This window comes from Psychrobacter sp. SCQQ22 (genome assembly GCF_015864605.1).
In the GTDB taxonomy this organism is placed as follows: domain Bacteria; phylum Pseudomonadota; class Gammaproteobacteria; order Pseudomonadales; family Moraxellaceae; genus Psychrobacter; species Psychrobacter fozii.
In genome coordinates, this window is sequence record NZ_JADYWZ010000009.1 from 130,731 (window position 1) to 156,344 (window position 25,614).

24 protein-coding genes are annotated in these 25,614 nt (G+C 42.1%); 11 read left to right on the forward strand and 13 right to left on the reverse strand.

Annotated elements, in window-relative coordinates:
* Entirely contained in the window at positions 1-498 is a 498-nt protein-coding gene (locus I6E84_RS12100) for a hypothetical protein (protein WP_110924028.1), read from the forward strand.
* A 139-nt stretch (positions 499-637) separates the two neighbouring features.
* Positions 638-1,156 carry a cytochrome b gene (locus I6E84_RS12105; RefSeq protein WP_197102163.1) on the forward strand — a complete coding sequence of 173 codons (519 nt, stop codon included), beginning with the start codon at positions 638-640 and terminating at the stop codon, positions 1,154-1,156.
* Between the two features lie 257 nt (positions 1,157-1,413).
* Here the strand turns inward: I6E84_RS12105 and minE are convergent, their stop codons facing one another.
* The 5 genes from minE to I6E84_RS12130 all read right to left on the reverse strand — a co-directional run bounded on the left by minE (position 1,414) and on the right by I6E84_RS12130 (position 6,335).
* The gene (gene minE / locus I6E84_RS12110; protein ID WP_110924026.1) at positions 1,414-1,707 is read right to left on the reverse strand and encodes a cell division topological specificity factor MinE; all 294 of its coding nucleotides are present in this window, start codon (positions 1,705-1,707) and stop codon (positions 1,414-1,416) included.
* Positions 1,708-1,709: 2 nt separating this feature from the next.
* Positions 1,710-2,522, reverse strand: coding sequence for a septum site-determining protein MinD (minD, locus tag I6E84_RS12115; protein ID WP_110924025.1), 813 nt, complete (start codon positions 2,520-2,522; stop codon positions 1,710-1,712).
* A gap of 332 nt (positions 2,523-2,854) precedes the next feature.
* Positions 2,855-3,685, reverse strand: a complete 831-nt coding sequence (gene minC, locus I6E84_RS12120; RefSeq protein WP_197218212.1) for a septum site-determining protein MinC — start codon at positions 3,683-3,685, stop codon at positions 2,855-2,857.
* A 146-nt stretch (positions 3,686-3,831) separates the two neighbouring features.
* Positions 3,832-4,929 (reverse strand): hypothetical protein, encoded by a 1,098-nt coding sequence (locus I6E84_RS12125; protein WP_197218214.1) that lies wholly within the window; start codon positions 4,927-4,929, stop codon positions 3,832-3,834.
* A 443-nt stretch (positions 4,930-5,372) separates the two neighbouring features.
* A complete protein-coding gene (locus I6E84_RS12130) occupies positions 5,373-6,335 on the reverse strand; it encodes an acyltransferase (RefSeq protein WP_197218216.1) in 963 nt (320 codons plus the stop codon).
* Between the two features lie 600 nt (positions 6,336-6,935).
* On the opposite strand from I6E84_RS12130, the gene I6E84_RS12135 reads away from it, so the two are divergent.
* From I6E84_RS12135 to I6E84_RS12165, 7 genes are all read left to right on the forward strand, one after another.
* The gene (locus tag I6E84_RS12135; RefSeq protein WP_110924021.1) at positions 6,936-7,592 is read left to right on the forward strand and encodes an OmpA family protein; all 657 of its coding nucleotides are present in this window, start codon (positions 6,936-6,938) and stop codon (positions 7,590-7,592) included.
* A 423-nt stretch (positions 7,593-8,015) separates the two neighbouring features.
* Positions 8,016-9,476: an imelysin family protein gene (locus I6E84_RS12140; RefSeq protein WP_197218218.1), complete on the forward strand. Its 1,461-nt coding sequence runs from the start codon at positions 8,016-8,018 to the stop codon at positions 9,474-9,476.
* A 442-nt stretch (positions 9,477-9,918) separates the two neighbouring features.
* Complete coding sequence (locus I6E84_RS12145) at positions 9,919-11,568, forward strand: di-heme oxidoredictase family protein (protein WP_197218220.1); 1,650 nt, start codon at positions 9,919-9,921, stop codon at positions 11,566-11,568.
* 116 nt (positions 11,569-11,684) lie between these two features.
* Complete coding sequence (locus tag I6E84_RS12150) at positions 11,685-12,836, forward strand: imelysin family protein (RefSeq protein ID WP_197218222.1); 1,152 nt, start codon at positions 11,685-11,687, stop codon at positions 12,834-12,836.
* Positions 12,837-12,839: 3 nt separating this feature from the next.
* The gene (locus tag I6E84_RS12155; protein WP_197218224.1) at positions 12,840-14,513 is read left to right on the forward strand and encodes a DUF1513 domain-containing protein; all 1,674 of its coding nucleotides are present in this window, start codon (positions 12,840-12,842) and stop codon (positions 14,511-14,513) included.
* Between the two features lie 25 nt (positions 14,514-14,538).
* Positions 14,539-15,201, forward strand: a complete 663-nt coding sequence (locus I6E84_RS12160; RefSeq protein WP_197218226.1) for a M48 family metallopeptidase — start codon at positions 14,539-14,541, stop codon at positions 15,199-15,201.
* Positions 15,202-15,313: 112 nt separating this feature from the next.
* On the forward strand, positions 15,314-15,916 hold the full coding sequence (locus I6E84_RS12165; RefSeq protein ID WP_197218228.1) for a methyltransferase domain-containing protein: 603 nt from the start codon (positions 15,314-15,316) through the stop codon (positions 15,914-15,916).
* On the opposite strand, the gene I6E84_RS12170 is transcribed toward I6E84_RS12165, so the two are convergent.
* The gene (locus I6E84_RS12170) at positions 15,890-16,594 is read right to left on the reverse strand and encodes a hypothetical protein (RefSeq protein WP_197218230.1); all 705 of its coding nucleotides are present in this window, start codon (positions 16,592-16,594) and stop codon (positions 15,890-15,892) included. The two genes, I6E84_RS12165 and I6E84_RS12170, sit on opposite strands and share 27 nt — an antisense overlap.
* A gap of 23 nt (positions 16,595-16,617) precedes the next feature.
* Positions 16,618-17,526, reverse strand: coding sequence for a hydrogen peroxide-inducible genes activator (locus tag I6E84_RS12175; protein WP_110924015.1), 909 nt, complete (start codon positions 17,524-17,526; stop codon positions 16,618-16,620).
* Positions 17,527-17,842: 316 nt separating this feature from the next.
* Between I6E84_RS12175 and ahpC the strand changes: the two genes are divergently transcribed.
* Positions 17,843-18,409, forward strand: a complete 567-nt coding sequence (gene ahpC, locus I6E84_RS12180; protein ID WP_197102143.1) for an alkyl hydroperoxide reductase subunit C — start codon at positions 17,843-17,845, stop codon at positions 18,407-18,409.
* Between the two features lie 163 nt (positions 18,410-18,572).
* On the opposite strand, the gene I6E84_RS12185 is transcribed toward ahpC, so the two are convergent.
* Positions 18,573-18,821: a YdcH family protein gene (locus I6E84_RS12185; protein WP_197102141.1), complete on the reverse strand. Its 249-nt coding sequence runs from the start codon at positions 18,819-18,821 to the stop codon at positions 18,573-18,575.
* Between the two features lie 479 nt (positions 18,822-19,300).
* Here I6E84_RS12185 and ahpF point away from each other — a divergent pair, with 479 nt between their 5' ends.
* Positions 19,301-20,881, forward strand: a complete 1,581-nt coding sequence (ahpF, locus tag I6E84_RS12190) for an alkyl hydroperoxide reductase subunit F (RefSeq protein ID WP_197218232.1) — start codon at positions 19,301-19,303, stop codon at positions 20,879-20,881.
* Between the two features lie 83 nt (positions 20,882-20,964).
* Here ahpF and I6E84_RS12195 read toward each other — a convergent pair whose 3' ends face one another.
* The 5 genes from I6E84_RS12195 to I6E84_RS12215 all read right to left on the reverse strand — a co-directional run bounded on the left by I6E84_RS12195 (position 20,965) and on the right by I6E84_RS12215 (position 25,610).
* Positions 20,965-21,825 carry a bile acid:sodium symporter family protein gene (locus tag I6E84_RS12195; RefSeq protein WP_197218233.1) on the reverse strand — a complete coding sequence of 287 codons (861 nt, stop codon included), beginning with the start codon at positions 21,823-21,825 and terminating at the stop codon, positions 20,965-20,967.
* Positions 21,826-21,965: 140 nt separating this feature from the next.
* Positions 21,966-22,721 (reverse strand): glutathione S-transferase family protein, encoded by a 756-nt coding sequence (locus I6E84_RS12200; protein ID WP_197218234.1) that lies wholly within the window; start codon positions 22,719-22,721, stop codon positions 21,966-21,968.
* A 202-nt stretch (positions 22,722-22,923) separates the two neighbouring features.
* A complete protein-coding gene (locus tag I6E84_RS12205; RefSeq protein WP_110924009.1) occupies positions 22,924-23,256 on the reverse strand; it encodes a TIGR01244 family sulfur transferase in 333 nt (110 codons plus the stop codon).
* Positions 23,257-23,411: 155 nt separating this feature from the next.
* The gene (locus I6E84_RS12210; RefSeq protein WP_197218235.1) at positions 23,412-23,738 is read right to left on the reverse strand and encodes a beta-lactamase hydrolase domain-containing protein; all 327 of its coding nucleotides are present in this window, start codon (positions 23,736-23,738) and stop codon (positions 23,412-23,414) included.
* Positions 23,739-23,900: 162 nt separating this feature from the next.
* Complete coding sequence (locus I6E84_RS12215; RefSeq protein ID WP_197218236.1) at positions 23,901-25,610, reverse strand: SulP family inorganic anion transporter; 1,710 nt, start codon at positions 25,608-25,610, stop codon at positions 23,901-23,903.
* Between the last annotated feature and the right edge of the window lie 4 nt (positions 25,611-25,614).

The window sequence follows — 25,614 nt, forward strand, 5'->3', positions numbered from 1 at the left end:
ATGAAACAAATTTTGAAACATTCGTTTGAAGCTGTGAGCTTGTTGACCACTACCAACGGGATGCTCGACGTTACTATTGTTCCTGCATTCAACCAGCCTGATTGGTTGATTCCAAGTAGTCTGATTTTGAGTGTGGATGAGCATGATCAACATACATCAATTTATGATTGGCAGGATCAAGAAGTTTCTGTGTTTCATTTGCTACCACAAGATAAGGCAGTAGATAAAATAATCGTACTAGAAGGTAATACCTCAGAGCATCGCTTAGCGTTGCAAACGGCAGGTGAGCTACACCAATTACAAGTACGTATTTCAGATGTCAAAGATATAGAAGTACCTGAAAATTTCGATAAAACAAACATCAACGAAACAGCAGTACCCTTTAATGAAAACGTTATGCTATCCTACCTTTTTCAGACCGTTATGATTGAGGACAAAGTCTATTTAGTACCAGACTTAGACAAAATTGCTCATCAGTTGGTTGATGTAAGCAGCTAGATTCGCTTCTATTTTTTATTCATTTACTATGAATTGAATGTTTAAATCATCTCAATGGCTTTTGAATGCTAAATGAGTAGCTGTTTTTATCTATATTGCTGATGACAGATAACTAGTAATGAAGGTGATAGGGTAGCTCATGAGTAATACGAATTCAAAGTGGTCAGTCAGTAGTCGAATTTTTCACTGGATCAGTGCAGTTTTATTATTGATTACGTGGATAATGATGCTGTTAAATAATAATCTTGATAGTAATATTTATATTGGGCTGCACAAAGCTTTTGGCGTTAGTTTATTGTTTTGGATGATAGCACGAGTGATTAATCGTGTATTTACTAAAGCACCACCACCTATATCGATGCCAAAATGGCAGTTATTATTGTCTCACTTGTCGCATTTTGGACTATATGCTTTGCTGATAGCAATGCCAACGGTTGGTTTGCTGATGACGGTCTATGGTGGTCGACCTGTTGATATTTTTGGCTTGTTCCAAATCCCTGTATTTGTCACGCCAGACAGAACTTTGGCTCGTTTCTATAACAACCTGCATACGGACGTTATCTGGCAAGCTATTATTGCCTTTACGGCTGTTCATATTAGCGCGGCTTTGTATCATCAGTTTGTCAAAAAAGACAATCTGATAGCACGTATGAAGTAGTCCGTTGTAAAATAGCTGTGTGTTAAAAAAATTCTGTGTGTTATCAAAAGTAATGTCATGACTTAAACTAAAAAAAGCCCTCAGTAATAATACTGAGGGCTTTTTTGAAATCCAGCATAAAAGCATCAATTGAAACTCTCTGCTGTTATATATCGCTTCAATTTAAAAGTAGTACAAAGCAATCGAGTGAAGATATATATTAAATACTTCAAGCGAGGTTGACGCAGTAATACTTTCATAGTGGAATGACGATAACTTTACTTTTTGTGCTCAGGCAAGCTGATATTCATCTCTAGTACGTCTAGGCTATCTTCAGAACGATGATTGATATTGACATCATCAATCTGCACGCCATTGACATACTTATTGACCACTTCTAAAATTTCACGCTTCATCTTTTCGATACGATCAGCAGTGAGACGGTTATTTAAGCGATTTTCACTAGCGACAATAACCTTAAGGCGTTCAGTCGCCAAATTAGCGCTACCTGCTGTGCCATTGCTGTCATCAGTACCAAATAGGCTACTCCAAAATCCTTTTTTCTTAGTCATCATTAACCCCCAAACCAGCGCTGTAATAAACTTTTCTTCTTCACGTCAAGATGACGGAGTGGACGCTCTTCACCCAAGAAACGGGCGACAATATCATCATAACACTGACCAGCAACCGAGTCGGTATAATGGATGACAGGCTCGCCATGGTTAGATGCTTCAAGCACAGCATGGCTCTCAGGAACAACACCAAGCAAAGGTACTTTCAGAATATCATTAGAAATCGTGTCGATATCCATCATTTCATTAGCCGCTGCACGTTCAGGGTTATAACGAGTAATAATCAAGTGCTCACGTACAGAGCCTTGGTTTTCTTCAACCTTTTTGGTCTGACTTTGCAAAATACCAATAATACGATCTGAGTCACGTACTGAAGAAATCTCAGGGTTTGTGACGATGATCGCTTCATCAGCATGATACATAGCCAACTGAGCACCGCGTTCGATACCAGCAGGTGAATCGCAAATAATATAGTCAAACTGTTTAGACAGCTCAGCCATGATCTCTGCCACACCTTCATCTGTCAGCGCGTCTTTGTCACGCGTTTGACTGGCAGGTAGGATGAACAAGTTTTCAAGCTGTTTGTCTTTAACCAACGCTTGCGATAAACGTGCATTGCCGTTAATAACGTCAACAAAGTCATAAACAATTCGGTTCTCACAACCCATGATCAAGTCTAGATTACGTAGACCCACATCAAAATCGATAACGACTGTTTTATAGCCACGCAATGCTAAACCAGCGGCAAAAGAGGCACTTGTTGTGGTTTTGCCCACACCGCCTTTACCTGAAGTGATTACAACTATCTTCGCCACAATGGCACACTCCTATGAATCAATGGGATATCTTTATATAAATAGCGCAATTATATATTACATTTATAGCATATATACGCTACCTGCGAAGCTAGCCTAGCATAAATAAACAAAAATTTATAGCGAGTCTGCACTAAAGCAGGGAAACTGCTCATATATAGGCTACAAGGTAATATTGCCTAAAATTTATTAGTCAATACTGCCTATGATGAATAATAAAATAAACACTTACGAAAGATACAAATAGTGGCATAGCCAGTGAATCATCATAGAACAGTTTTGTTAAATAAACTTACTATAGTATTTGAGAGTTTATTTAAAAGCCATTCAAATTAGGTGTCACTTATCACAGTAAACACCAAGCCTTCACCTTCTACAAATCTTACTTGTACGGCTTTATCAACGACATGTGGCGGTAAGTTATCTCGTAAGCAATAAGTACCTGCAACCGAGACCAATGAAGGATTGAAAACCTGACAAAAAATGCGAGCATCTTTGTCACCAGTAGCACCTGCAACCAAACGCCCTTGAGCACGGCCATAGACATGTAGGCTATTGTCCGTAATCGCTTCAGCACCGCTATTGACACTGTTGGTCAAAATTAAGTCACCACCGACGTGATTAAGACTTTGTCCTGAGCGTAGCATTTGGTCATAGATTAGGCTAGTGATATGATCATCACTTGCTAGTGACTCTGTTGATGTATCAGATATGGTTGTCTCAGTAAGTGGTTCGTTGACAGCAGTCGCAGGGTCATTACTGGTTGACTCTGTTCTACCGTCTTCTGGAGCTTTACTCACTTGAGCAGTGGGCTTTTTAGTGGGTACGATACGCTCGATACGTTTGCCATCGGCAGGGAAAATCGCCAACCGTTGCGCACGCGCTTGAGAATCCATCATACCCGTGACTACGCCGATGGGCTGTAGACCACATGACCATAACAGTTCTACTAACGCTGACAAATCTTGCTCGACTTCACTATCAATAAGAATGGGAATGTTGCTAGATTTGTTGCTAAAAGTCTCATTAAGCTGTGATTCAATAGCGCTCAAATCATTTGTATTGAACTGCAAACGTGAAAAGGTCAGCATCTTGCCATAAAATGCCAGTGCTGGCGTTGGTGCGGCGTTCGAGGTCTGGTTGTCACTATCTAAAACTGTCATATATAAATCCTCAAAAATTCATTCTATCGCTGTGTTCACGGTGCTGTTTTTATTATGGAGCCATACTGTTTTGTGCTGTGACTTTAGTCTATGTTATGGCTCTGCCATACTATTTTATCATCGAAGCATATTATTAGCAGTAGGGCTTATAGGTTAAGCATGTCTTGGTGTTTCCACTGTTGCACTTTTACCTGAGCTTCAAACTCAGTCAAACTGTCTTCAATGATACTCGAAATCAAAGTATCTAGTGCTGTATTATCCGTATTTATTTGTGCAACACCACGGGCAATCGCGACCATTAATGAATCGAGAAGCTTAGGGTCAAGGAGACGTTGATTCAGTGCGTAAACGACATTTTCACCTATATTATGCCCAACATGTTGCAATTGTGATTCAATCAAACTGCCAGCGATAGGAATCATGCGTAGATAACGACGTAGCTCAGGCGTATTGGCCAAGCCTTCTTCAATGGCATTGCCAACCTCGGCTGCTAAGATACTGCCACCACCTGATGCTGCCGTTAATTCCTGCAATTTTGGTGTCAGCTCTGTACGTAGTAAAGACAACAACACCGCTTCGATTTCATCACGATTTCGTGAAATCGTCGATTCAATAAATGATTTGTGCGCTTCAGGGTCGGTCAGCTCTTGCCGAAAGTTTTGGATGGTGGTCAATATGACACGGTCCGATAACTCTTCTAACAGTAAGTCGATATAGAACTTGATGCGATTAATCCACGGCTGCGGCAGCACTTGGTAGCCAAGCTGGTATAAGCGTCGTCCGATGACCACTGCTCGAAACAAACGTAAGGCGCGTAGTTGCGGAAAGCAACCTAGTACTTCATACCAGTGTACAAAGGGAAAAAAGAACCAGCGGTAGTAGGCTTTTTCTTTAATAGCAATCATCCAACGCAGTAATAGCTCAACGATTAAGAATATCGTAAAAAACCCACCAGCAGTACGCAAAGGATCATGCAAGGTATTTTGATACCAACTGAGAGCCTCACCAATGGTCAGCCATCCTGCGATATGAGCACTAAAATTACTCATTAAAATAGCATCAATACTAATCAATAAGAGATCAATGCTGATGATGATCATCATTACGATGTCGTAAGTCAGCTTTAGGCGATTTGGCTTGGGGCGATTTGGTCGTGACGGCTTATTATCCGACTGATTAGGGGATTGGTCCGGTAATGACGCTGAGTCGTCTAGCGGCGGGCTAGTAGTAGGAGAGGCGGGCACAGTCAAACCTTATAAATAATAAATGGCATAAGAAGTAAGCGGCTTAGCGAGGGCGTGTCATCAATTAGATTGTAAAGCTTAAAATGAGAAAAATTGTAGATAAACAAGGAAGAAATTGCCGTTAATATGAACATATTGGCAAAATTACTGACGATGTTTAGCAAAATTTAGCCATTTTAAGACCACTAAGTGAATTTATGTGCTAATTGATGATACGCCCTAATATAGCGTTATAAAAGTCGCTATTATTTAGAAAGTCATACGCTCATGACTGTTCACATTATCAATGAATAGGGCTAAAAAACAACCCATCTTTCATTATAATTAAGCATTACTATTTAAGAGTTATCATTTAAGGTCAGTGTTTAAAAAAATAGTGATTAATCTTGATACTGATATGCGCTGAATAAGGTTGCCGTTTGGTTTTTATTTTCCTAATGGTTTTAAGTATCTTTGATTTTGGGACTGGTATCGAAATCAGCCAGCATATTGGTAATGAGTTGGTCTTTTTCGCGCCATATCTGCTCAACCCAATCGAACATTTGGGCCTTTACCGCATCATCATTTTCGTAGCCACCATTTTTGATACCAGCAAATAATGAATCAGGTATCTCGATGTATCTGACATCAACACCCAAGCGCTTGATATTACCTTTCCATAGATCGCTATAGGTCGGTACACCATCGGGATAAACAATCGTCATATCGAGCATGCCATCGATATCTTCACCTAGTGCGTTAATTGCTAATGACAGTCCACCCGCTCGTGGTTTTAACAGGTGAGTATAGGGTGACTGCTGCTTAGCGTGTTTGGCTTTGGCGAAGCGCGTGCCTTCTAAGTAATTTAATAAGGTAAACGGCTTGTCTTTTAACAGTGCACAGGCGCGTTTGGCTTCTTCGATGTCTTTGCCTTTTAATGCAGGGTTTTTTGCGACGGCTTCTTTGGAATGTCGGCGCATCATTGGAAAATCTAAAAAGTAAAAAGCTTGACCAACAATGGGGATATAGATTAATTCAAACTTGGTAAAGAACCGTGTCAGCGGCAGGCGTTTTTCGCTGATGTACTGCACGATACTGGTATCGACCCAAGACTGATGATTGCTGACCAGTAGATATTTGCCATTGATATGAACATCATCGGGTAAGTTAATACGCCAATCTTTACGCGGCAACATGTTGTCGATTAAATCATTATTACTACTGATCCAATAAGTGGCGATTTTTATCACGGTTTTATCCGCAATAGGAGCACCAGTGATAATCTTGCCAACGCCCATCAACCATAGAGGAATACTACCGCCGAAACTATTGGCTGCGATAACGCCAGTTGCCGTCGCAAGTGAAATCGCTTTTGCTAGTTTAGGCGTGCGTTTGTGTATTTTTTTAATAGTGGAGGTCAGTCGCATGCTAATCCTTTTAGGTCAGTCTTATTGGTCTATAAGTTATTCAGTGCTTTACTAGGGCGTGTCATCAATTAGCACATAAATATATTTAGTGAGCTTAAAATGGCTAAATTTTGCTAAACATCGTCAGTAATTTTGTCAATATGTTCATATTAACGGCAATTTCTTCCTTGTTTATCTACCATTTTTTCATTTTAAGCCTCACAATCTAATTGACGACACACCCTAGTGACTATTTCGTCAGATATGCTTAAAAAGATAAATAAAGTTAAAATTCCGACGAATATGGGTGTTTATTTAGCAAGGTTGTTCATATTTTTGGCTCTGAGTATTGCTGCAGCATAATTCTAGCAGAAACAAATCATAGTGTACGAATACAAACGTGACTTGTGATAACACCTTATAGTCAGTAGCTAAAGGTCTCATGTTGATGGCTAGAATCATGAAAAGTTACTAGTCACTTCTCGTACACAGTTGTGACAAAATATTACACATAGTTAGACTGCAATTGCCATAATGATGAAAGTGCATGTAACTACATAGCGTCAATTAATAGACAATATTTATAAAAAGCACAATTTTTTAAACTTAAGAGGAAATATTATGCGTAATACATTAATGATTGCAGCAGTAGCATCAGGTTTAGTTCTTAGCGGTTGTGTTACTGATCCAACTACTGGGCAACAAAGTTTGAATAAAACAACGCTTGGAGGTTTAGCTGGTGCACTTGGTGGTGCCGCTATCTCTAAAGCGACTGGTGGCGATGAGACTGGTCGTGATGCTGCTATTGGTGCAGCTTTGGGTGCTGGCGTTGGTTACTATATGGATCGTCAAGCCAAGCAGCTTGAGCAGCAAATGGCTGGTACTGGTGTAACTGTTGAACAAAATCCAACAACTGGTAACATCGATCTAGTAATGCCAGGTAGCATCACATTCTCTTTTGACAATTCAACACTAAGCTCATCTTTCAAGCCAACGCTTGATAAGCTTGCTACTACTATGAATCAGTATAACCAAAACACGATTACTATCGCAGGTCACACTGATAGCCAAGGTTCAGATTCTTATAACATGGGTCTATCACGTGATCGTGCTTACTCAGTTGCTAACTATCTAACGGCTCGCGGTGTTGCTTCTAATCGTGTTAATGTTGTTGCTTATGGTGAATCACGTCCAGTAGCAGATAACAGCACTGACTATGGTCGTCAACAAAACCGCCGTGTTGAGTTAACTGTTAATGCGCCACAGAGCGTAAACTAATTAGTAGTTCTATATAATTATTGTTTAAATAATCTTTATAAGTGCTAAGATTATTCATAAAAAAGATCAGCGATAAGCTGGTCTTTTTTTTGTGGATTGAATTTGATAATTTTATTTATTTTCAGACTATGAAGCATCGATAGCATGAAACCAACATAGTAGGTAGGCGCTTAAATAGTGCTTTCAATATGATTACTTTTGCAGCTCAAAGGCTAGTGAAAGACCAGTTCAAAATTAAATATTGATAATGATTATCAATACTACTATAATTTGTAAAGTTTTCTTAATGTTTTAATGCTATATGTTTTAGTTGTGCATAATAAAAAATCTATGCATGGATAAACTAGCTTGCCGTAACATGCACTAATATCATTGATGAGCTTTCATCAAAACCAATTTTTTTGCTATATTCTGAGGATATGTATGACGATTACTACCGTAATGAGCCGCAAGACTTTACCAACTACTTTAGCTGCTGCGCTTGCAGGGTTGTTATTGGTGTCAGGTTGTACCAAGCAAACCGAAGAAAATACTGATACTAGTGTGGATACTCAAACAGAAGTACAAAACGCAGAAGCTACTGACAATACAGATCTATCAGCTGCTGATAAAGCGCACAATGACAGACTGATCAGCAGTTATGCAAATATGGCACACGCTGCGTACAAAGACTCGCTAGATACGGCTAAATTGTTGCAAACAGCAGTAGAAGCATACGTAGCAACACCAACTCAAGAAAACCTTGATGCGGCAAAAGCTGCTTACAAAGCCGCTCGCCAACCGTACTCACAAACTGAGATTTTCCGTTTTGACGAAGGTTTTGTGACTGCAAACGACAAACGTGCTATTGGTAGCATCGATGGTTGGGAAGGACAAATGAACGCTTGGCCACTTGACGAAGCATTGATTGATTATGTCAGTGACAGCTATGAAGGCGAGTACAACAGTCAAGACAACATCATCAATAGCGATACTATTACGGTTGGTAGCATCAATCAAGATACCAGCACTATTACGCCTGAGCTGTTAGCAGAGATGAATGAGATTGGTGGTAGTGAAGCCAATGTGACGACTGGCTACCATGCCATCGAATTCATGCTATGGGGTCAAGATACCAATGGCGTTAACGAAGGTGCTGGTAATCGCCCTGTGACTGACTATGCAACAGAAGCAGGTCAATGTACCAGTGGTGATACTGTCAATGATGATGCTAGTACATGTGAGCGTCGCGGCGAATTTTTGACATCCGCTACTCAATTGCTAGTAGATGATCTAACCGCGATGGAAGCCGAGTGGCAGCCTGAGAGCGAAAACACCTTGCGTAGCGATCTAATGGCACGTAAATATGACAATGGTCTGCGCCAGATTATGTATCAAATGGGTAGCTTAGCACTGGGTGAGCTTGCCTCTGAGCGTATGCAGGTTGCGTTTGTGACTGGCTCTACTGAAGATGAGCATGAGTGCTTCAGTGACTTAACACATCTAAGCTATGCCAATAATGCTCGCGGCATTCAAAATGTCTTTAACGGTAACTACAAGACAGTCACTGGTAAAACGGTTGGCGGTTATGGCCTAAAAGACTACCTCGTTGATACTGATAACAAAGCGGCTGCTGATCAATTGGTTACAGATTTTGCTAAAGTAGAAGCTGCCTTTAACGTGATTGTTGAAAAAGGCGAAAAAGAAGGTATCAAAATCGATCAAATGATTGCTACTGCAGGTCAAGTAAGCAAGCAAGGTATCTCTGCTGAAGAACAAAACGTTCGCCGTGGATGGGTTGAGGCTGGTATCACTAGCTTACAAGAGCTGACCGTTGGTATTGAAAATGCGGCAAAAGCAGTTGGTATCGATAATTTAGATGCTGATGCAGGTTCGCAGTTTTAAGTTGAGAGCTATACATTCTCAGGATGTCAAAAGCCTAACTGTATTTGTTTATAATTCCTGATAAGTCGCTATAAGCTAGGGCATGTCCTCAATTCAATCGATAGTTATCTAAATGGGTTAAAAATGGCTAAATCTTGCCAAACAGCGTCAAATAGCTGACTAATATCTCGATATTATTTGCGCTATTCTCCTTGTTTGACTGCAATTTATCTCATTTTTATCACCATTTTTAAAATGAGGACACGCCTTAATGAGAATTATTTTCCTAGCAAAATAATTTAGGTATAATACGCACGTTGTCGACCAAGTTGGCAACGTGTTTTTTTGCCGTATTAAAATAGCTTGAGAGGTCGGTGTCTAGCTGTGCCTTATCGACTAAAAGTGAAGAACTTTATAGCCCGCGATTTTAATGGTTCTATGCTAGAACTAAGGTACTTTTTTTATGAACACCGCAAACGTCTTAAAAATCAAAAAACCTGCCTCATTTTATTCTTCTTTTATCAATAAAAATATACCGTCAAAACTGACAATTGGTATCTTCTGTGCGCTGTCTCTCAGTGCTTGTCAGCCGAATGACAGTACGTCTGATGGTTCTGATGAACAAGCTGCAGTAGAAAATGGTGAAAACCAGGCAGTCGCTCCTGAGCGTATTGAGACGATAGAAACGCTCGCTGGCGTGCCAATGCAGCAGTTAGCAAGTTTTGATCCACAAGAGATCAAACAGGGCGGTGATACTGGTATCAGCATCAGTAGTGCGGAGAGTTATTCGAAGCCGTCATCAAACCTGACGGCATCACGTAAAGGCTCGTTTTTTATTGGTAATGCGTTCTTTAAGCAGCCGTGGGTCATTGCACCTGCCAGCACAGACAGTCGTGATGGTTTGGGAGCACTATTTAATGTTGCTGCTTGTCAGTCTTGTCATGTAAAAGACGGGCGTGGTCATGCGCCTATGAACGCCGATGATGATGCCGATAGCTTGCTCATTCGTCTGGCGATGCCTGCGACGACCGATGAGCAGCGTCAACAGCTAAAAGATTCTTTGATCGAAAAAGTAGTGCATCCCATGTATGGTGGTCAGCTTCAGGATCGCGGCATCCAAGGTGTGCCTGCTGAAGCGAGGATATCGGTACAGTGGATAGATAAGCCAGTTACTTTTGCTGATGGCTACGTCGAAACGTTACGTGCACCTACTTTTAACCTAACCCAACCTGGTTACGGTAAATTAGATGATGAATTGATGGTATCACCGCGTGTGGCTTTACCTATGATTGGGCTTGGGCTACTGGAGCAGATTCCAGATGAGGCTATCAAAAATCAAGCTATGAAGTCAAAAGGTGATATTAGCGGAAAATTCAACTGGGTAATGGATCCACAAACGGGTAAAAATGCACTCGGACGCTTTGGTTGGAAAGCGGGACAAACCAAGTTGATTACCCAAAACCAAAGTGCCTTTAATGAAGACATGGGGCTGACGTCAAATATCCGCCCTAATGAGTCTTGTATGCCGACGCAAACCGCTTGTCTGAATGCGACGACGGGTGCTGATGAGCAAGGTAACGGTAAACCACCTGTTGAAGTTAATGATGACGTGGCAAAGTTTGTAGAATTCTATACTCGTAACCTAGCGGTTCCAAATCGCCGTGATGCGGATAATGAATTGGTCTTGGCTGGCAAAAAACGATTCTATGACATTGGCTGCCAGAGCTGTCATACGCCAAGGTATCAGTTGCCAAAAACCGACGATGATCGTCTTGAGCAGCATGGGCAAGTGATCTATCCTTATACCGATCTACTGATACATGATATGGGTGATGATCTTGCTGATCGTACAATTGCTGGCAAGCTACCACCAAAAGAGGCGCAAGTTGAATTTTTGGCCACTTCTTATGAATGGCGTACCCCTGCATTATGGGGTGTGGGTCTTGCTCAGATTGTGGATCCACAAGCGACATTCTTGCATGATGGTCGTGCTCGCACCTTGATGGAAGCCGTTCTATGGCATGGTGGAGAGTCTGAAAAACAACAGAAAGAAGTGCTCAAACTTGATAAACAAGGGCGTGCTGAATTGAATGCGTTCTTAAAATCATTATAAAAGCGCGGTTGTTTATTTACGTTTAATACCTAAATAGGGCAGATATTAATAAAATAGTCTGCCCTATTACAGATACAACGATTGAAATAATTACTTATATAAATACCGAGAAACCTATGAAAATAAACCATGCTTTGGCAATGGCGTTATCTGCATTAAGCGCTGGATTGCTAATCAGCTGTGTTAAGCCTGCTGATGACAATAAAGCACAAGAGACGGATAGCCAAGAAGTTGCGCAAGACAGCGCTGCTGCCAGCAGTCCAGCAGAAGAGAATGGTGATATTACTGCTAAGATTAATGCAGTAGACATCAGTACCGATACCGAAACCGCTTATCTGACCCATGTGGCTGATGACATTGTCATTCCAGCGTATGCTGATGTGGCCAAGCAAAGTGACCTATTGCATGATTTGGCACAAACGCATTGCCAGTCAGGACCAGTCAGTGGTGAGGAACTACAAGCGCTGCGCGATCAATGGCTCGTTTTAGCACAAACATGGGCAAGCGCTGAGATGATTAACTTTGGTCCTGCGACTGCCAGTATGAGTAATTTGTACATTAACTATTACCCTGACGAACGTGGCTTGGTACATAGTGGCGTTGCAGATCTCATCACTGCTAATCCGCAGCTGACCGCTGAGCAACTCGCTAACGAAAGTGCGATTGTCCAAGGTGTCCCAGGACTAGAAGAAGCACTATATGCGAATGACAGTTTAGACGCTGGCCAATGTGCTTATGTCATCAGTGCAAGCAGTGCGTTGAGCACACGCCTAAAAGAGATTGAGAAAAACTGGCAGCAGAATTCAACGAAGTTATTGGCAATCGATAAAGTAGCTGACAGTGACCAAGGACTGAATCAATGGTTCAACTCTTTGCTATCGTTGGTCGAAACCATGAAGTCTAACGCCATCGATCAACCATTGGGTCTAACCGGTAAAGCGAAAGGTCACCTACCTGCTGCTACTGCCGCACAAAGTCGCGCGATTATCAATGCGAAGCTTGCGACATTGAATAAAGTGCTGACTGACCCAGTATTGACCGAAATACTAAATAGTAATAACGACAGCGAAGTGGGTAATAATTTATCAACCGAACTGGCTGAGACCACCACGCTACTAGCGCAAATGCCAGAGGACTTGGCGACGGCAGATAAAGACTCGCAGCAAGCGTTGTATGATCATCTAACGACGATAACACGCCTGATTAAACGTCAATTGATTCCAACACTCGGTATTCGTGTCGGATTCAATAGCACAGATGGTGATTAAGCGATGCAGACACAGGGTGATACAGTAAAAGACGCTACCGAAATAGATGCTACTGAAACAAACGGTATCAAGCGTTTAGTTCTATTGGATAGATGCTTTAAGCAGGAAGTGCTTAAAACGTCGGCATTGACAGCGCTTAGTACGGCAGCGTTGGTTGGAATACACCATCGCTACCGTAAGCAGCGTTATCCATCTGCGCGTTTGCAAGACTATGTGGTCGGGCTAGGTACGCAGTTTCAGTCATTGTCGTTACAGGTGTCATCACAGCTATCATTCCTAACGTCACCCCAATCCGCCGCTACGCAACAATTATCAAGGCTACAGTACGCCTATCAGCAGACTACCAATACTTGGCATCAGGCTTATCAAAGCTACTCATCGAGCATGGATTATGATGGCGATAGTTGTGTTGATAGTCATGTTGATAGTCGTATTAATAGTGCTGATGTAATTCCGGATTTTTCTACAGTTCATACCACCACCATGCTGGCACGTCCCGTATGTTGGGTGAGTGGTGTCGCATCAATGCCACAAGTGGCAGCATTGACGAGCGATGAGGAAAGCGTTGATGGCTACGGTGTAGTCGGCATCGATGCAGATCGCCAAATTGTCTGGCAAACGACTATGCCAGAGCGTGTGCATGATATTGTCGTTCAACCAGTGTTGTCTGACTCTCATAGCCAAGCAACTCGTGATGTCGTCGTCATGGGTCGCCGTCCCAGTGAAAAGTTTTGGGTATTGGATACGGCAAGTGGTCAAGTAAAGCATGCTATCGAAGCATCCGTTAATCGTCATTTTTATGGTCATGCTTGCTACAGCTTGGATGGCAAGTTGCTGTATGTCACCGAAAATAATACGGTAGATTTAGCGGGTAAAGTTGGTATCTATGATATCAATCAAGGCTATCAAAAAATTGTAGAGTTTGACTCACATGGCATCGGTCCACATGAGCTGATTATGCATCCAGATGGCGAGACGCTCGTTATCGCAAATGGTGGTATTAAGACTGAGCAAGCTTCTCGTGAAGAGCTAAATTTAGATACCATGCGACCATCGCTGGTGTATCTGAACCGTCATGACGGCACATTGCTTGAACAGGTCCTTCCTGAGCATAATCAGATGAGCGTACGCCATTTAGCCATGCATGATGATGGTACGGTGATGATTGGTATCCAGTTTCAAGGTGAGAGACATATCAATGTGCCATTAGTGCTCACACATAAGCGCGGTGATACTGATTTTGAGCCGCTTACGATGCCGAATAATCAATGGCAACGCTTTCATCAGTATATCGCCAGTGTGGCGGTCGATAGTGAGCGCAATCTATTATGCGTAACGACACCTATTGGTGGATGTGCGGCTATTTATGATTTAACCACTCGCGCGCTGATTGATACAGTAAGTTTGCCAGATTGTGCAGGGGCATCGGTATCATCTCGTAATAGTTATAACGAGTCTAACGGGCACAATGCGCTGTTATCAGAAAATCAATTACTAGGTTTTATCGTTAGCGATGGGCAAGGGCAACTGACAACTTTGAATGTGGCTCCATCAGCTCAAGCGGCAAACCAAGCAGATGAACAATTAGATAAGAGAGTGGCGTTAGCTGATCGAATTATTCAAGACAGTCAGCGACACAAAATGTCTTTTGATAACCACTTGCAGGCATTGTTGTGATAAGTGAGAGAGGCAATAGATAACGATGGCGACACAAGATACGACATCGATATCAATACTCGCCAAGCAACAACTTGCACAAGCAGGCATTGAGCTACAGGTTACTAAAAAACGTGTCAAAAATATTAATTTTCGTCTAAAGCCTTATCTGTTGATGGTATCTGTGCCAGTATCTATGAGTGCTGCACAGATTGTACAGGCTGTTGCTCAGCGCGTATCGTGGGCAGTGGCTAATCATGCACAAGTATTGGAACAGTATAAGCGCAAACAGCACACCTTAACCGAGTCCTCAACTACCAATAGCCCACTATTATTATGGGGTATAGCGCAGACCTTTACACTCAGCCCCGATGAAAAAATCGCCTATTATCGGCAACAGCTCTCCGACGTTATTCCTACTTTGTTTGACAAATGGCAGCCCATCGTTGGTGCCCGTGCTAATGAAATACGCCTAAAAAAAATGCATACACGCTGGGGTAGCTGCAATACGCGTGTGCGTCGGGTCTGGTTATCTGTCTATCTTCCCGCTTATCCCATTGAATGTACCGAATATGTCATCGTCCACGAGCTGTGCCATTTGCATCATACCAACCATAGTTCTGCATTTTGGCAGACAGTAGCGACAGCGATGCCGGATTATCAGCATTGGCATAATATGCTGGCAGGTAAAATGGGAAAGTTAGATTAAAGATATACGTCAGAAAATAAATAAGACTGATATGATAGGTGAGAACGGTGCGTTTTGTGTCGTTGTAATTGTTTGTGTTTCAATGATTAAACCAGATAGATAAGGATGTCATATGGAGAGTGTCAATCAGGCTGATTTTTGGCAGCAGCGTTATGAGCAAGACAGTATCGGTTGGGACATGGGCGAAGTGTCGCCACCGCTCAAAGTATACATTGATCAGTTACCTGAGACTGCGAAAGGTCAGGCGATTTTAGTTCCGGGTGCGGGCAATGCATACGAAGTAGGTTATCTACATGAGCAAGGTTTTACCAATGTTACCTTGGTTGATTTTGCGCCTGCCCCGATTCAAGCATTTGCTGAGCGTTATCCTGACTTTCCAACTGAGCATTTAATCTGTGCAGATTTCTTTGGTTTATCACCTGAGCAACATCAGTTTGATTGGGTGCTTGAGCAGACGTTTTTTTGTGCGATAAATCCAGCACGCCGAGATGAGTATGTCGAGCAAATGGCTGCGTTGCTAAAACCTAAAGGTAAGCTGATCGGCTTGCTGTTTGATAGAGATTTTGGGCGACAAGAACCACCATTCGGTGGCACGAAAGAAGAATACCAACAGCGTTTTGAGAGCGTTTTTGATATAGAAATAATAGAGCCGAGTTATAACTCGCATTCTGCACGGCAGGGTAGTGAGCTATTCGTTAAGCTGCAAGTGAAGTAGCGACTTAATCTCACGCTTGATATTATCCCGAGCTTGCGTTTCTGACTGCTCATAGTAATGGTCACTCAGATAGAGTTTGGGATGCGCTAATAATCCTTTTAAGACTTCCGTTCGTCCAACGCAGTAATCTGCCATTGAAACATGTATGTATTCTTGGCGTACTGCTTTAGCGTATTTCTCATATTCAGGCCATGATGCACCCAAAATACTTAAATCCATATCCAATAAGTACGCCGCATCGCTATAGCTGTTTTTCTCTTTAGCTATGCCTGACCATTCATCAAACTTATTAATTTTATGGTTAGCAGTCATCATAATCAGAGCGTATATATGTTGGCATTGTTCAGCATTTAAATAAGGCCCTAACACATCTACAGCAAATTCTGCACTTTTCAGCTCATTGTCTGAGCGTGTTGGCTCATATATCACATCATGATAGTACATTGCCAATGCGATAATATTTAGCTCGTTAAGGTGGTGCTTAATCTGTTCGAACTGTCCAAATAACTGCTGAATATGTTGAAGGGTATGATAAGCACGTTGGTGTTCACTATAACGCACAGCGATATCTTGCCAGAGTACTTGTGCGTTTTCTGGCGTGACATCGCTATTCATAGCAGATAGATGCAAATAAAAACGATTGCCCAGCTCAGTGTGAATTTGCGACAACTCGTTCATATTTACCCTTCATAATCTACTATTTATGCTTTATTAGCCGCATCTTCAAAAGCTTGCTTGAATACTTTGCCAAGCAGATTGACATCATCGACACGAGCGTAATTCAGACGGGTGACAAAGGCAATATGGCGATGAGGGCCTTGCTCAGCTAATGGTACCGCAACGGCATTTTGGTTTTGTAGATGAAGTTGATCTAATGCCATCTCTGGTACCAATGTTGTGCCCATATTGGCAAGGGCCATTTGAATAAGTGTGTTCAAGCTGGCATCTGAAAAGCTTGATTTCATCTGTGCACGATCAAAATGACAGACAGAAAGCGTCTGATCGGTCAAGCAATGCCCTTCGCCCAGCAGCATGAGGTTGGCAGTTGCTAGCTCATCTGCATTGATGGTTTCAAGCTTGGCATGCACGTCCTCTTTTGGGAAGACAGCAAAGAAATCTTCGCTCCAAAACTCAAAGCTATGTAGCCCATCTACCGCATAAGGTAATGCAATAATAGCAGTATCGATATGACCGTAACGTACTTGCTCTAGCAAGCGCTCTGTCTGTTGCTCAACGATGGTCATGCGAAACTCTGGATGGTGAGCTCGCAGGGCAGGTAACACTTTTGGTAGTAGGTACGGCGCAATCGTTGGAATAATGCCGACGGTCATCGGATACGCAAGCGGTGATTGATGGCTATGGGCACGTGTGGTCAAATCACTAACTTCAGAAAATACTCGCTGCGCCCGCGTTAGAATGTCTTCGCCAATAGGAGTAATCAATACTTGCTTATTATTACGTTCAAAAATCTGTGTATCCAACTGCTTTTCTAACTCGGCAATACCCAAGCTCAGCGCAGACTGAGAGATGTTACAGTCTTCCGCTGCACGTTTAAAATGACGGTGTTTGGCCACTGCTAAGGCAAACTCAAGCTGACGTAAAGTAATCATAAAACCTCTCTATTAATGGGCATTTAACAGGGTACACTGTAGTGACTTATTTGGTGTGTCCGTTCGATATCTGACCTTGGTGTCACCTTAATGTAATCTATGTGTTATATAGTCAATGACGTATCACGCACTGATGATAAAAAATAGAGATAATAGTTTAACAAGTTTAATAAAACAAAACATCACATTAAAAACTTTTAACTGGATTAACGATAGAATTCGCGTATAGTTTGTCAGGTAGCCCAAAGTACTAAAGGCTTAACAGAAACATCCATACCAAAAAATTCCAATTAACTTAACTATAAAGGAGCCAATCATGGCGTCTATCATCAATCAAGAAATCCCAGAATTTTCAGCAGATGCGTATGTAAACGGTGAGTTCAAAACCATCACTTCAGAAGACGTAAAAGGCAGCTGGGCTATTTTCTTATTCTACCCAGCCGATTTTACTTTTGTTTGCCCAACTGAACTTGAAGACATGGCCGCTCATTATGACGAGCTAAAAGGCCTAGGCGTAGAAGTATACTCAGTATCAACTGACACTCATTTCACGCATAAAGCATGGCATGATTCTTCAGACGCAATCGGCAAAGTACAGTATCCAATGATCGGCGATCCTACTGGTAAAATCACCCGTGGCTTCAACGTTATGATTGAAGAAGCTGGTCTAGCTGAACGTGGTACGTTCTTAGTAGATCCAGATGGCTTGATTCAAGTTGCTGAAATCCATGCTGGCGGTATCGGCCGTAGTGCAAAAGACATGCTACGTAAAGTGAAAGCAGCACAGTACGTTCGTGAAAACGACGGCGAAGTTTGCCCAGCAGCTTGGGAAGCTGGTCAAGAAACGCTAAAACCAAGTCTTGATCTTGTTGGTAAAATCTAAGTAATGGCTTAATCAGTCAAATCATTTAGATATTCGTAGTGTTAGATATAGAGTTATTAGCTATATCAATGCTATAAATAAAGACCCCATCAGCATAAGTTGATGGGGTCTTTTTATGTCGTTTACTAATCAGTATTTTTAATGCTTAATCATAAATTAAGCATTAAGCATGAGATTGTAATTTGTTTTTATCGATTATTTTATAAATCTCATCTTTTAGTTGCAGCTTTCGCCGCTTCATTTGTTCTATTTCTTCATCACGGCTAGCATGCTTTACCAAATCTTTTTCCAGATGATTAATCTGTTGATCAAGCTGAGTATGCTCATCAAAAATACTGGCAAAATGGCTGTCTTTTTGCCTAAGTTCAGTAATAACATCTCGGTTGTCTTGCAAAGTATCAGTCTTTCTCATGTGTTCATCCTTGTTATGAAGCGCAAGCTAACAATAAGCATCCGCGCATTGTCGTTATGATTTTGAGACTTGATTTTTATTAAGCCAAAACGCTCACTCAATATTGATAAGGCTTAATACCAGCAGAGAGGCCTCATGGTAAACCTATGAAAAAGCCAATCTGTTACGAGACAAATAAGAATTTTTCTTATCGGCCTTACTTGATTGTAGCGAAAAAACAACCTCTATACTATGATAATTAATCTGCATGTGAATTAATATTTAATTTTAAATAATGATTTATGATTGGTTTTATAAAACATAAGGTTTGAGTTTCTCAGCTTGCCCAAATCCTTCGAACCTATGATAATAGAGACATCAAAGGGCATAAGCTTATTGCCTATAATATTTTAGACAACATTATTAATACTAAATAATCCATATTTGAACGCGCAATACAACAGTTGCCGTTACATATCCAGTAATGAAGAGGAACAAACATGATAGATCAAGGTTTATTAGACGCGATTAAGAGCTACAGTGAAAACATGACTCGTCCTATTACTTTTGTATTGGGTAGCGGTGAGCATAGTAAGCGTGCTGAGTTGATTGATTTTTTGACTAAAATCGCTGGTACGACGGATAAAATCAATTTTGATGCGACAGCGAATGATGACAGTTTGCCAAGCCCAATCAGTTTTAAAGTAGTCGGTCATATCGATGGCGCACTGACAGACACGGGTATCGTTTTTAGCGGTATCCCAGGTGGTCATGAATTTACCTCGCTCATTTTGGCTATCTTACAAGCGGGTGGTCATACGCTAAAATTGGATGAAGGTATCCAGAAGTTAATCAAGCGTTTTAATAAGCCCTTACAGTTCCAAACCTATGTATCGCTGTCGTGCCATAGCTGCCCAGAAGTGGTCCAAGCGTTAAACCAATTTGCGCTACTGAATGACGATATCAGCAATGAGATGATCGATGGTGCATTGTTCCAAGAGCAGGTAGAAGCGAACAACATTCAAGGTGTACCAGCGGTATTCTTAAACGGTAAGCCGTTTGCTAACGGACTAATCGACACTGCTAAATTGATCGGAAAATTGCAAGAGCAGTTCCCTGATTTATTGTCAGAAGTAGAAGGGGACGATGCTGATCAACTAGAGCAGCAAGACGTGACCATCATTGGTGCAGGTCCTGCAGGAGTGGCAGCTGCGATTTACACCGCTCGTAAAGGCCTAAAAGTGACGATGGTTGCTGATCGTATCGGTGGTCAGGTCAAAGACACGCAAGACATCGAAAATTTGATCTCGGTACCATTAACGAACGGTACTGATTTATCAAACAACTTTGTTAAGCATCTGCACGAATACAACATCACGTTAAAAGAACACGTGAGCGTGAAAGAAATCAGTGAAACTGAAGATGAGAACTACCGTATCCATCTGAATACTGGTGAGATATTTGAGACTCGTAGTATTATCCTAGCGACCGGTGCTCAATGGCGTAAGCTTGGCGTACCGGGCGAAGATGAGAACATCGGTAAAGGCGTGGCGTTCTGTGCTCACTGTGATGGACCTTTCTTCAAAGGTAAAGATGTATCGGTCGTTGGTGGTGGTAACTCTGGTATTGAAGCTGCGATTGATTTATCAGGTATCGTAAAACATGTCACGGTATTCGAGTTTGCTGATGATTTAAAAGCGGATCAGGTGCTCATCAATAAAGCCAAAGAAAAAGCCAATATTGATATCATTACTAGCGCAGCGACCAAAGAGATTAAAGCTACAGAGGGTAAAGTTAGCTCTATCGTTTATGAAGATCGCAATTCGGGTGATACCAAAGAATTAGATTTGGCTGCGGTATTTGTACAAATTGGTCTAGTACCGAATACTGGATTTATCAAAGGCTTTGTTGATTTAAATCGTTTCGGTGAGATTGAGATTGATGAGCGCTGCCGCACAGATCGCAAAGGTATCTTCGCTTGTGGTGATGTCACGACCGTGCCATTTAAGCAGATCAACATTGCGATGGGTGAAGGTAGTAAAGCAGCCTTGTCAGCATTTGAATATTTAGTCATGCAATAAGCTGTTCAGATCCAAACCGTAAAGTGCTAATGTTAGTCTAAGAAGCCACCTCTTTTGAGGTGGTTTTTTTATGTTCACTAAAATCAGTTCTTATTCCGAATCAACGCAATAACTGGCAGCGCAATTACATACATCAACACACCATATACCGCCGCAGGTAAAGCGATGGCAGGCAAGCCAACGGCTGTTCCCATAATGATAGGTGCTAAAGTAATCGCAGTCGTACTGTTCTGAATACTGGTCTCTATTGAGATGGTTTTGGTATCAAACCAGCTCAGCTTTAATAACTTAGAGGTTAAGATACTAAATATAAATAAAGCCATAATAATAAGAACAAGTTCAAGCCCCATTGACGTCAACTGTGACTTTAGCAGCTCCCAGTTAGAAGCGATGGCAGCGAATACTATCAAGACAAAAAATATACTGGCCAAGCCATTTAAGATATTGCTTCTGCGTACCATAAAATCAGTGAATTTATAGCGAGCGAGCATACCAAGGGTAACCGGTAACGTCGTCAAGAGAAACATGACAGCACCGATCTTTACTGCGCTGATAGAGCCAGTTTGGTCTTGCATAAAGTGGTTAAAAGCTAAAGTAATTAAGATGGGCAAGGTAACGACTGATAACAGGCTGACCACGCCAGTGAGCGCGACTGACAGCGCGACATTGCCTTTGGCATAATAGGTGAGCATGTTACTCGTGACACCGCCTGGACAAAAGCTAATCAGCATAATACCAAAAGCGATTTCTGATGGTGGTGCCATTACTAAAATCACTGCCAAAGCAATCAAAGGCACAAAAATGACTTGATTAATAAGTCCTACGAAAAAAGCTTTGGGGTGATTGACGATAACCTTAAAGTCACTGGGCTTTAGCCCTGTTCCTAAGGTAAACATAATGTAGGCAAGAGCCAGTGGGAGTAAAGCCAGAGCAGTACCGCTCATAAAACATTCCTTGTTGAATTAAAAGCCATATTAAAATGGCTTTCTAAATAGATCACATTCCTTGTGTCTCTAACATCTTAAGTGTTATTAAAAATTTAGTAAACCTTTCACCTAAAGTTTGATGTGGGCTTGATTCAGTTTTACTCTGCCAATGCCCCAACCAATGAGACTATCTGGCCCGCTTCATCTTCTTCAATGATACGAGTTTCTGTAAGCGCAGCATTTCGCCAAGTTTGTATATGAGGGTTGTTTAGCATTGCCTCACAGTACTGTTTGGTCATCGGTTGTAACTTTATGCCTGAGGCATCCGCATAAGTTTGCAAGCGTAGAACCACAGGAGCGAAAAAAGCATCGGCAGCAGTAAACTGACCAAACAGATAGCTGTCTGTTGAGCGAGATTTTAAACAATCTGCAAAGATATCTTCTATACGGGCGATATCACTCAAACATGCAGCACTTGGCTGTATTTTTGCAGTGGCTCTGATATTCATCGGCATCTCACTACGAATACCCATCAGCCCTGAATGCATCTCAGCGACGATACTCTGGCAATAGGCGCTATTTATTCTGTGGCTATTATCATTAGTAGTGTCAGCGTCAGATTTGCCTAATCCGGTCCAAATATCTATATCTGTCAGGTAATCATTGGCATGAATGGCAATCGCTAAAGTATCCCATACCGTCACCTTATCATCACCTTGACCATATACTAAAACGGGCACTTTTCCCGTTGGGGCGTGCTCGTCGAGAATTTGTGTAGATGACGGATGAAGCAACTCAATCAGCTGTTCATCGAAATCAATGTCGAATGCCTTCAGCAATAACCAAGCCCGCAATGACCATGACGAATAGTTTTTATTACCAATAATGAGTAGAGGTTTTTGTGAATTGCTCATAATGATGTCCTATTAAGTTTTATAAGTAGCATTTAATTATATTCTCAGCACTACAATCTTATTAGTACGATATTCTATTAGTATTGGAGCAATAGCAAATTCATTATTAGCGATAGCTCTAACAGAAAACGCCCATCCAAATGTTGGACGGGCGCAATTATTAATGGTCTGTGACGATTGTCATAATTCATCAATCAACGAATTAGTCGTCTAACAAATCCATTTGCTTGGCTGCTTCATAGATACCGTTTGAGCGGTTACCCGTACGGCAGAATATCAGCATTGGCTGCTCAGCTTGATTGAAAAAGTCCGCAAACGTTTCGACGTGCGTTTGATTTAGCTCATTACCAGCAAAAGAAATCTCTTTATAAGCAAGTCCTGCTTCTTTCGCAGCGGCTTCAATATCAGCGCTGGTCGGTTGATTTGGTTCTTCACCATCTGGACGGTTATTGATAATAGTTTTGAAGCCGTTTTCGGCAATCATTGGTACTTGATCAGGGGTGATTTGTCCAGTAAAACTAACTTGATGGCTCATAGGAGCTCCTTGTTATTTTTTATATGAAAGAGTGAAGTGTTTGGTCTGTAACGACTGTACTAAGCCTAAGCTGAATGCGCAAAATTCTAAAGATGAGCTATGTAAACATCGTAACAGTTTTTATAAATACAACGGTTTTTATGAATCCAACAATTCTATAGCAGACCTTGCATTAACGCACTTTGATAAAGCAATTTGGCGCGTGCACCAGTACCACAGAACATAAGTATAGGCTTGGGCATAGAGTGATAAAAATCGGCAAACTGTTTGACAGTTAGCATGCTCAAGCGCTCATCATCAAATGGTAGGTGATGATAGGTCAAATTTGCGTTTGCAGTTGCACTGGCAAAGTCACAGCTATTCGGCTGCGTTTCTGTCTCAGCATCAGGACGAATATTGAGCACAGAGCGGTAGCCAAGTTCAGCAATTTTGAGACATTGGCTTGGATAGATTTGCTTATAAATAGTGATGTTATCGGTCATAAGTCGCTTCGGTTACGGATATAAAAAGGCATTTGAAGATAGAAGTATGGCTAGATGCCGCTTCTCTATAGTATGTTTGATGACTAGCATAACACAGCTTTTATCATAGCTATATCTTGCCACAGACAATAATGGCTATTGATTTAGTCTATAAGCGTTGGTTCATATATCCTTTAGCGCATCTACTGCATCCATCGTACTTAAATAGACGTGTCCTGAGAGGTCGGTGATCACAGGGGTATTTTCAATGATATCCATGACCGGCCCTTTAATAAAGCTAAAATTTAAGTGCTTATCCTGAATCAGCAGCTCTTTATTTAGGCTGATGAGCATCTCTTGTCCAGTCAAATCAATGTGATTGACGGCTGACATGATAAGGACGATCTCGTACGCTTGCGGGTATTGTTGTGTGGCGTGTATCACGCGGCGGTGCACGGATTCACTATTACCAAAAAACAAGCTTTCATCGACACGTAACATCAATAAGTGACTAAATGTCAGCACATCATGACGATTGATATTGCGAAAATGCCCCGTGCCGGCAAGCTGTCCGACGATTGCCACATGCGGTTTGCTCGATTGCCAAATCAGGCTAGCAAACGAAACCATAAGACCAATGACTAGGCCTGTATTTAGCCCAAATATCAGCACGCCTATAAATGCCGCCATAAAGCTGGCAGCATCTAAGCGGTCTCGTTGCCATGCTGACTTCAATGTCGTCATATCAATGAGGCCGATAATAGAGGCCATGATGGTTGCGCCTAATATCGCATAGGGCAGTGGCGCTAGCACGTTGCCAAAAGCAATCAAAGCCGCAATCATTACCAGCACCGTTACCAAGCTAGCAACAGGCGTTTTGGCACCTGAGTCAGCATTGATAGCAGTACGAGAAAATCCGCCAGCGACTGCAAAGCTTTGAAAGAAACCACCTGCGATATTGGCAAACCCAAGTCCAGTCAGTTCGCGGTTGGCATTGAAGCTCTCACCGCGCAGACGGGCATAATTACTAGCGACTGAGCTGCTTGAGACAAATACAATCAGCGCCATTAGCCCCGCGCTAGGTAATAGGTTGAGGGCGACATCGAAGTTGGGTACATAAGGAAAGGTAAAGGTCGGTAGCCCTTGCGGAATACTACCAATCGTTGCGACACCGCTTGTGGTCCAATGCAAGCTCATACTCATGACAATCGCAATGCCGAGCAGAATAAGCGGAAATAAGCGCTCTGCCCATTTGGCATATGTAGATGGCAACCAAGATCTCCATACCCATTGGCTGCCGTAACGATTGGCAACCAACAGTGCAAAAGCGATCACACCAATGAGTAAGGTGAGCGGATGCAGCTGACGGGCATACAGTTGCATACTGGACAAATAACCGAATAAGCCATTTCCTGCTATGGGAATAGCCGTTAGGTATTTCAGCTGACTGATAAAGATAAGCACCGCGGCACCACTGATAAAACCAGCAGAAACCCCTCGACTGATAAATTGCATGATCCAGCCAAGCTTTAGCCACCCAGCTAGCGATAACATCGCCCCAACCATCAATGATAGCAAGCTGGCCATCAACACATACTGTTGAGCGCCTTCTGCTGCATAAGGATGCAGACTACTGGCGGTCATAATCGCAGTGATAGCGACAGGCCCCACTGCTTGAATATTACTTGAGCCTATCCATGCATAGACCATAACGGGCACGATAGCAGCGTACAGGCCATATACAGGTGGCAGACCTGCTAGCACCGAATAGCCTAAGCTTTGCGGAATCACGAGCACACCAACGACCAATCCTGCGATGACGTCAGTCGGCAGCGCAGATAGCTTGTATTGACGCAACCAAGCGGGAATTAGACGAGTGGCAATAGAAAGCATAGCA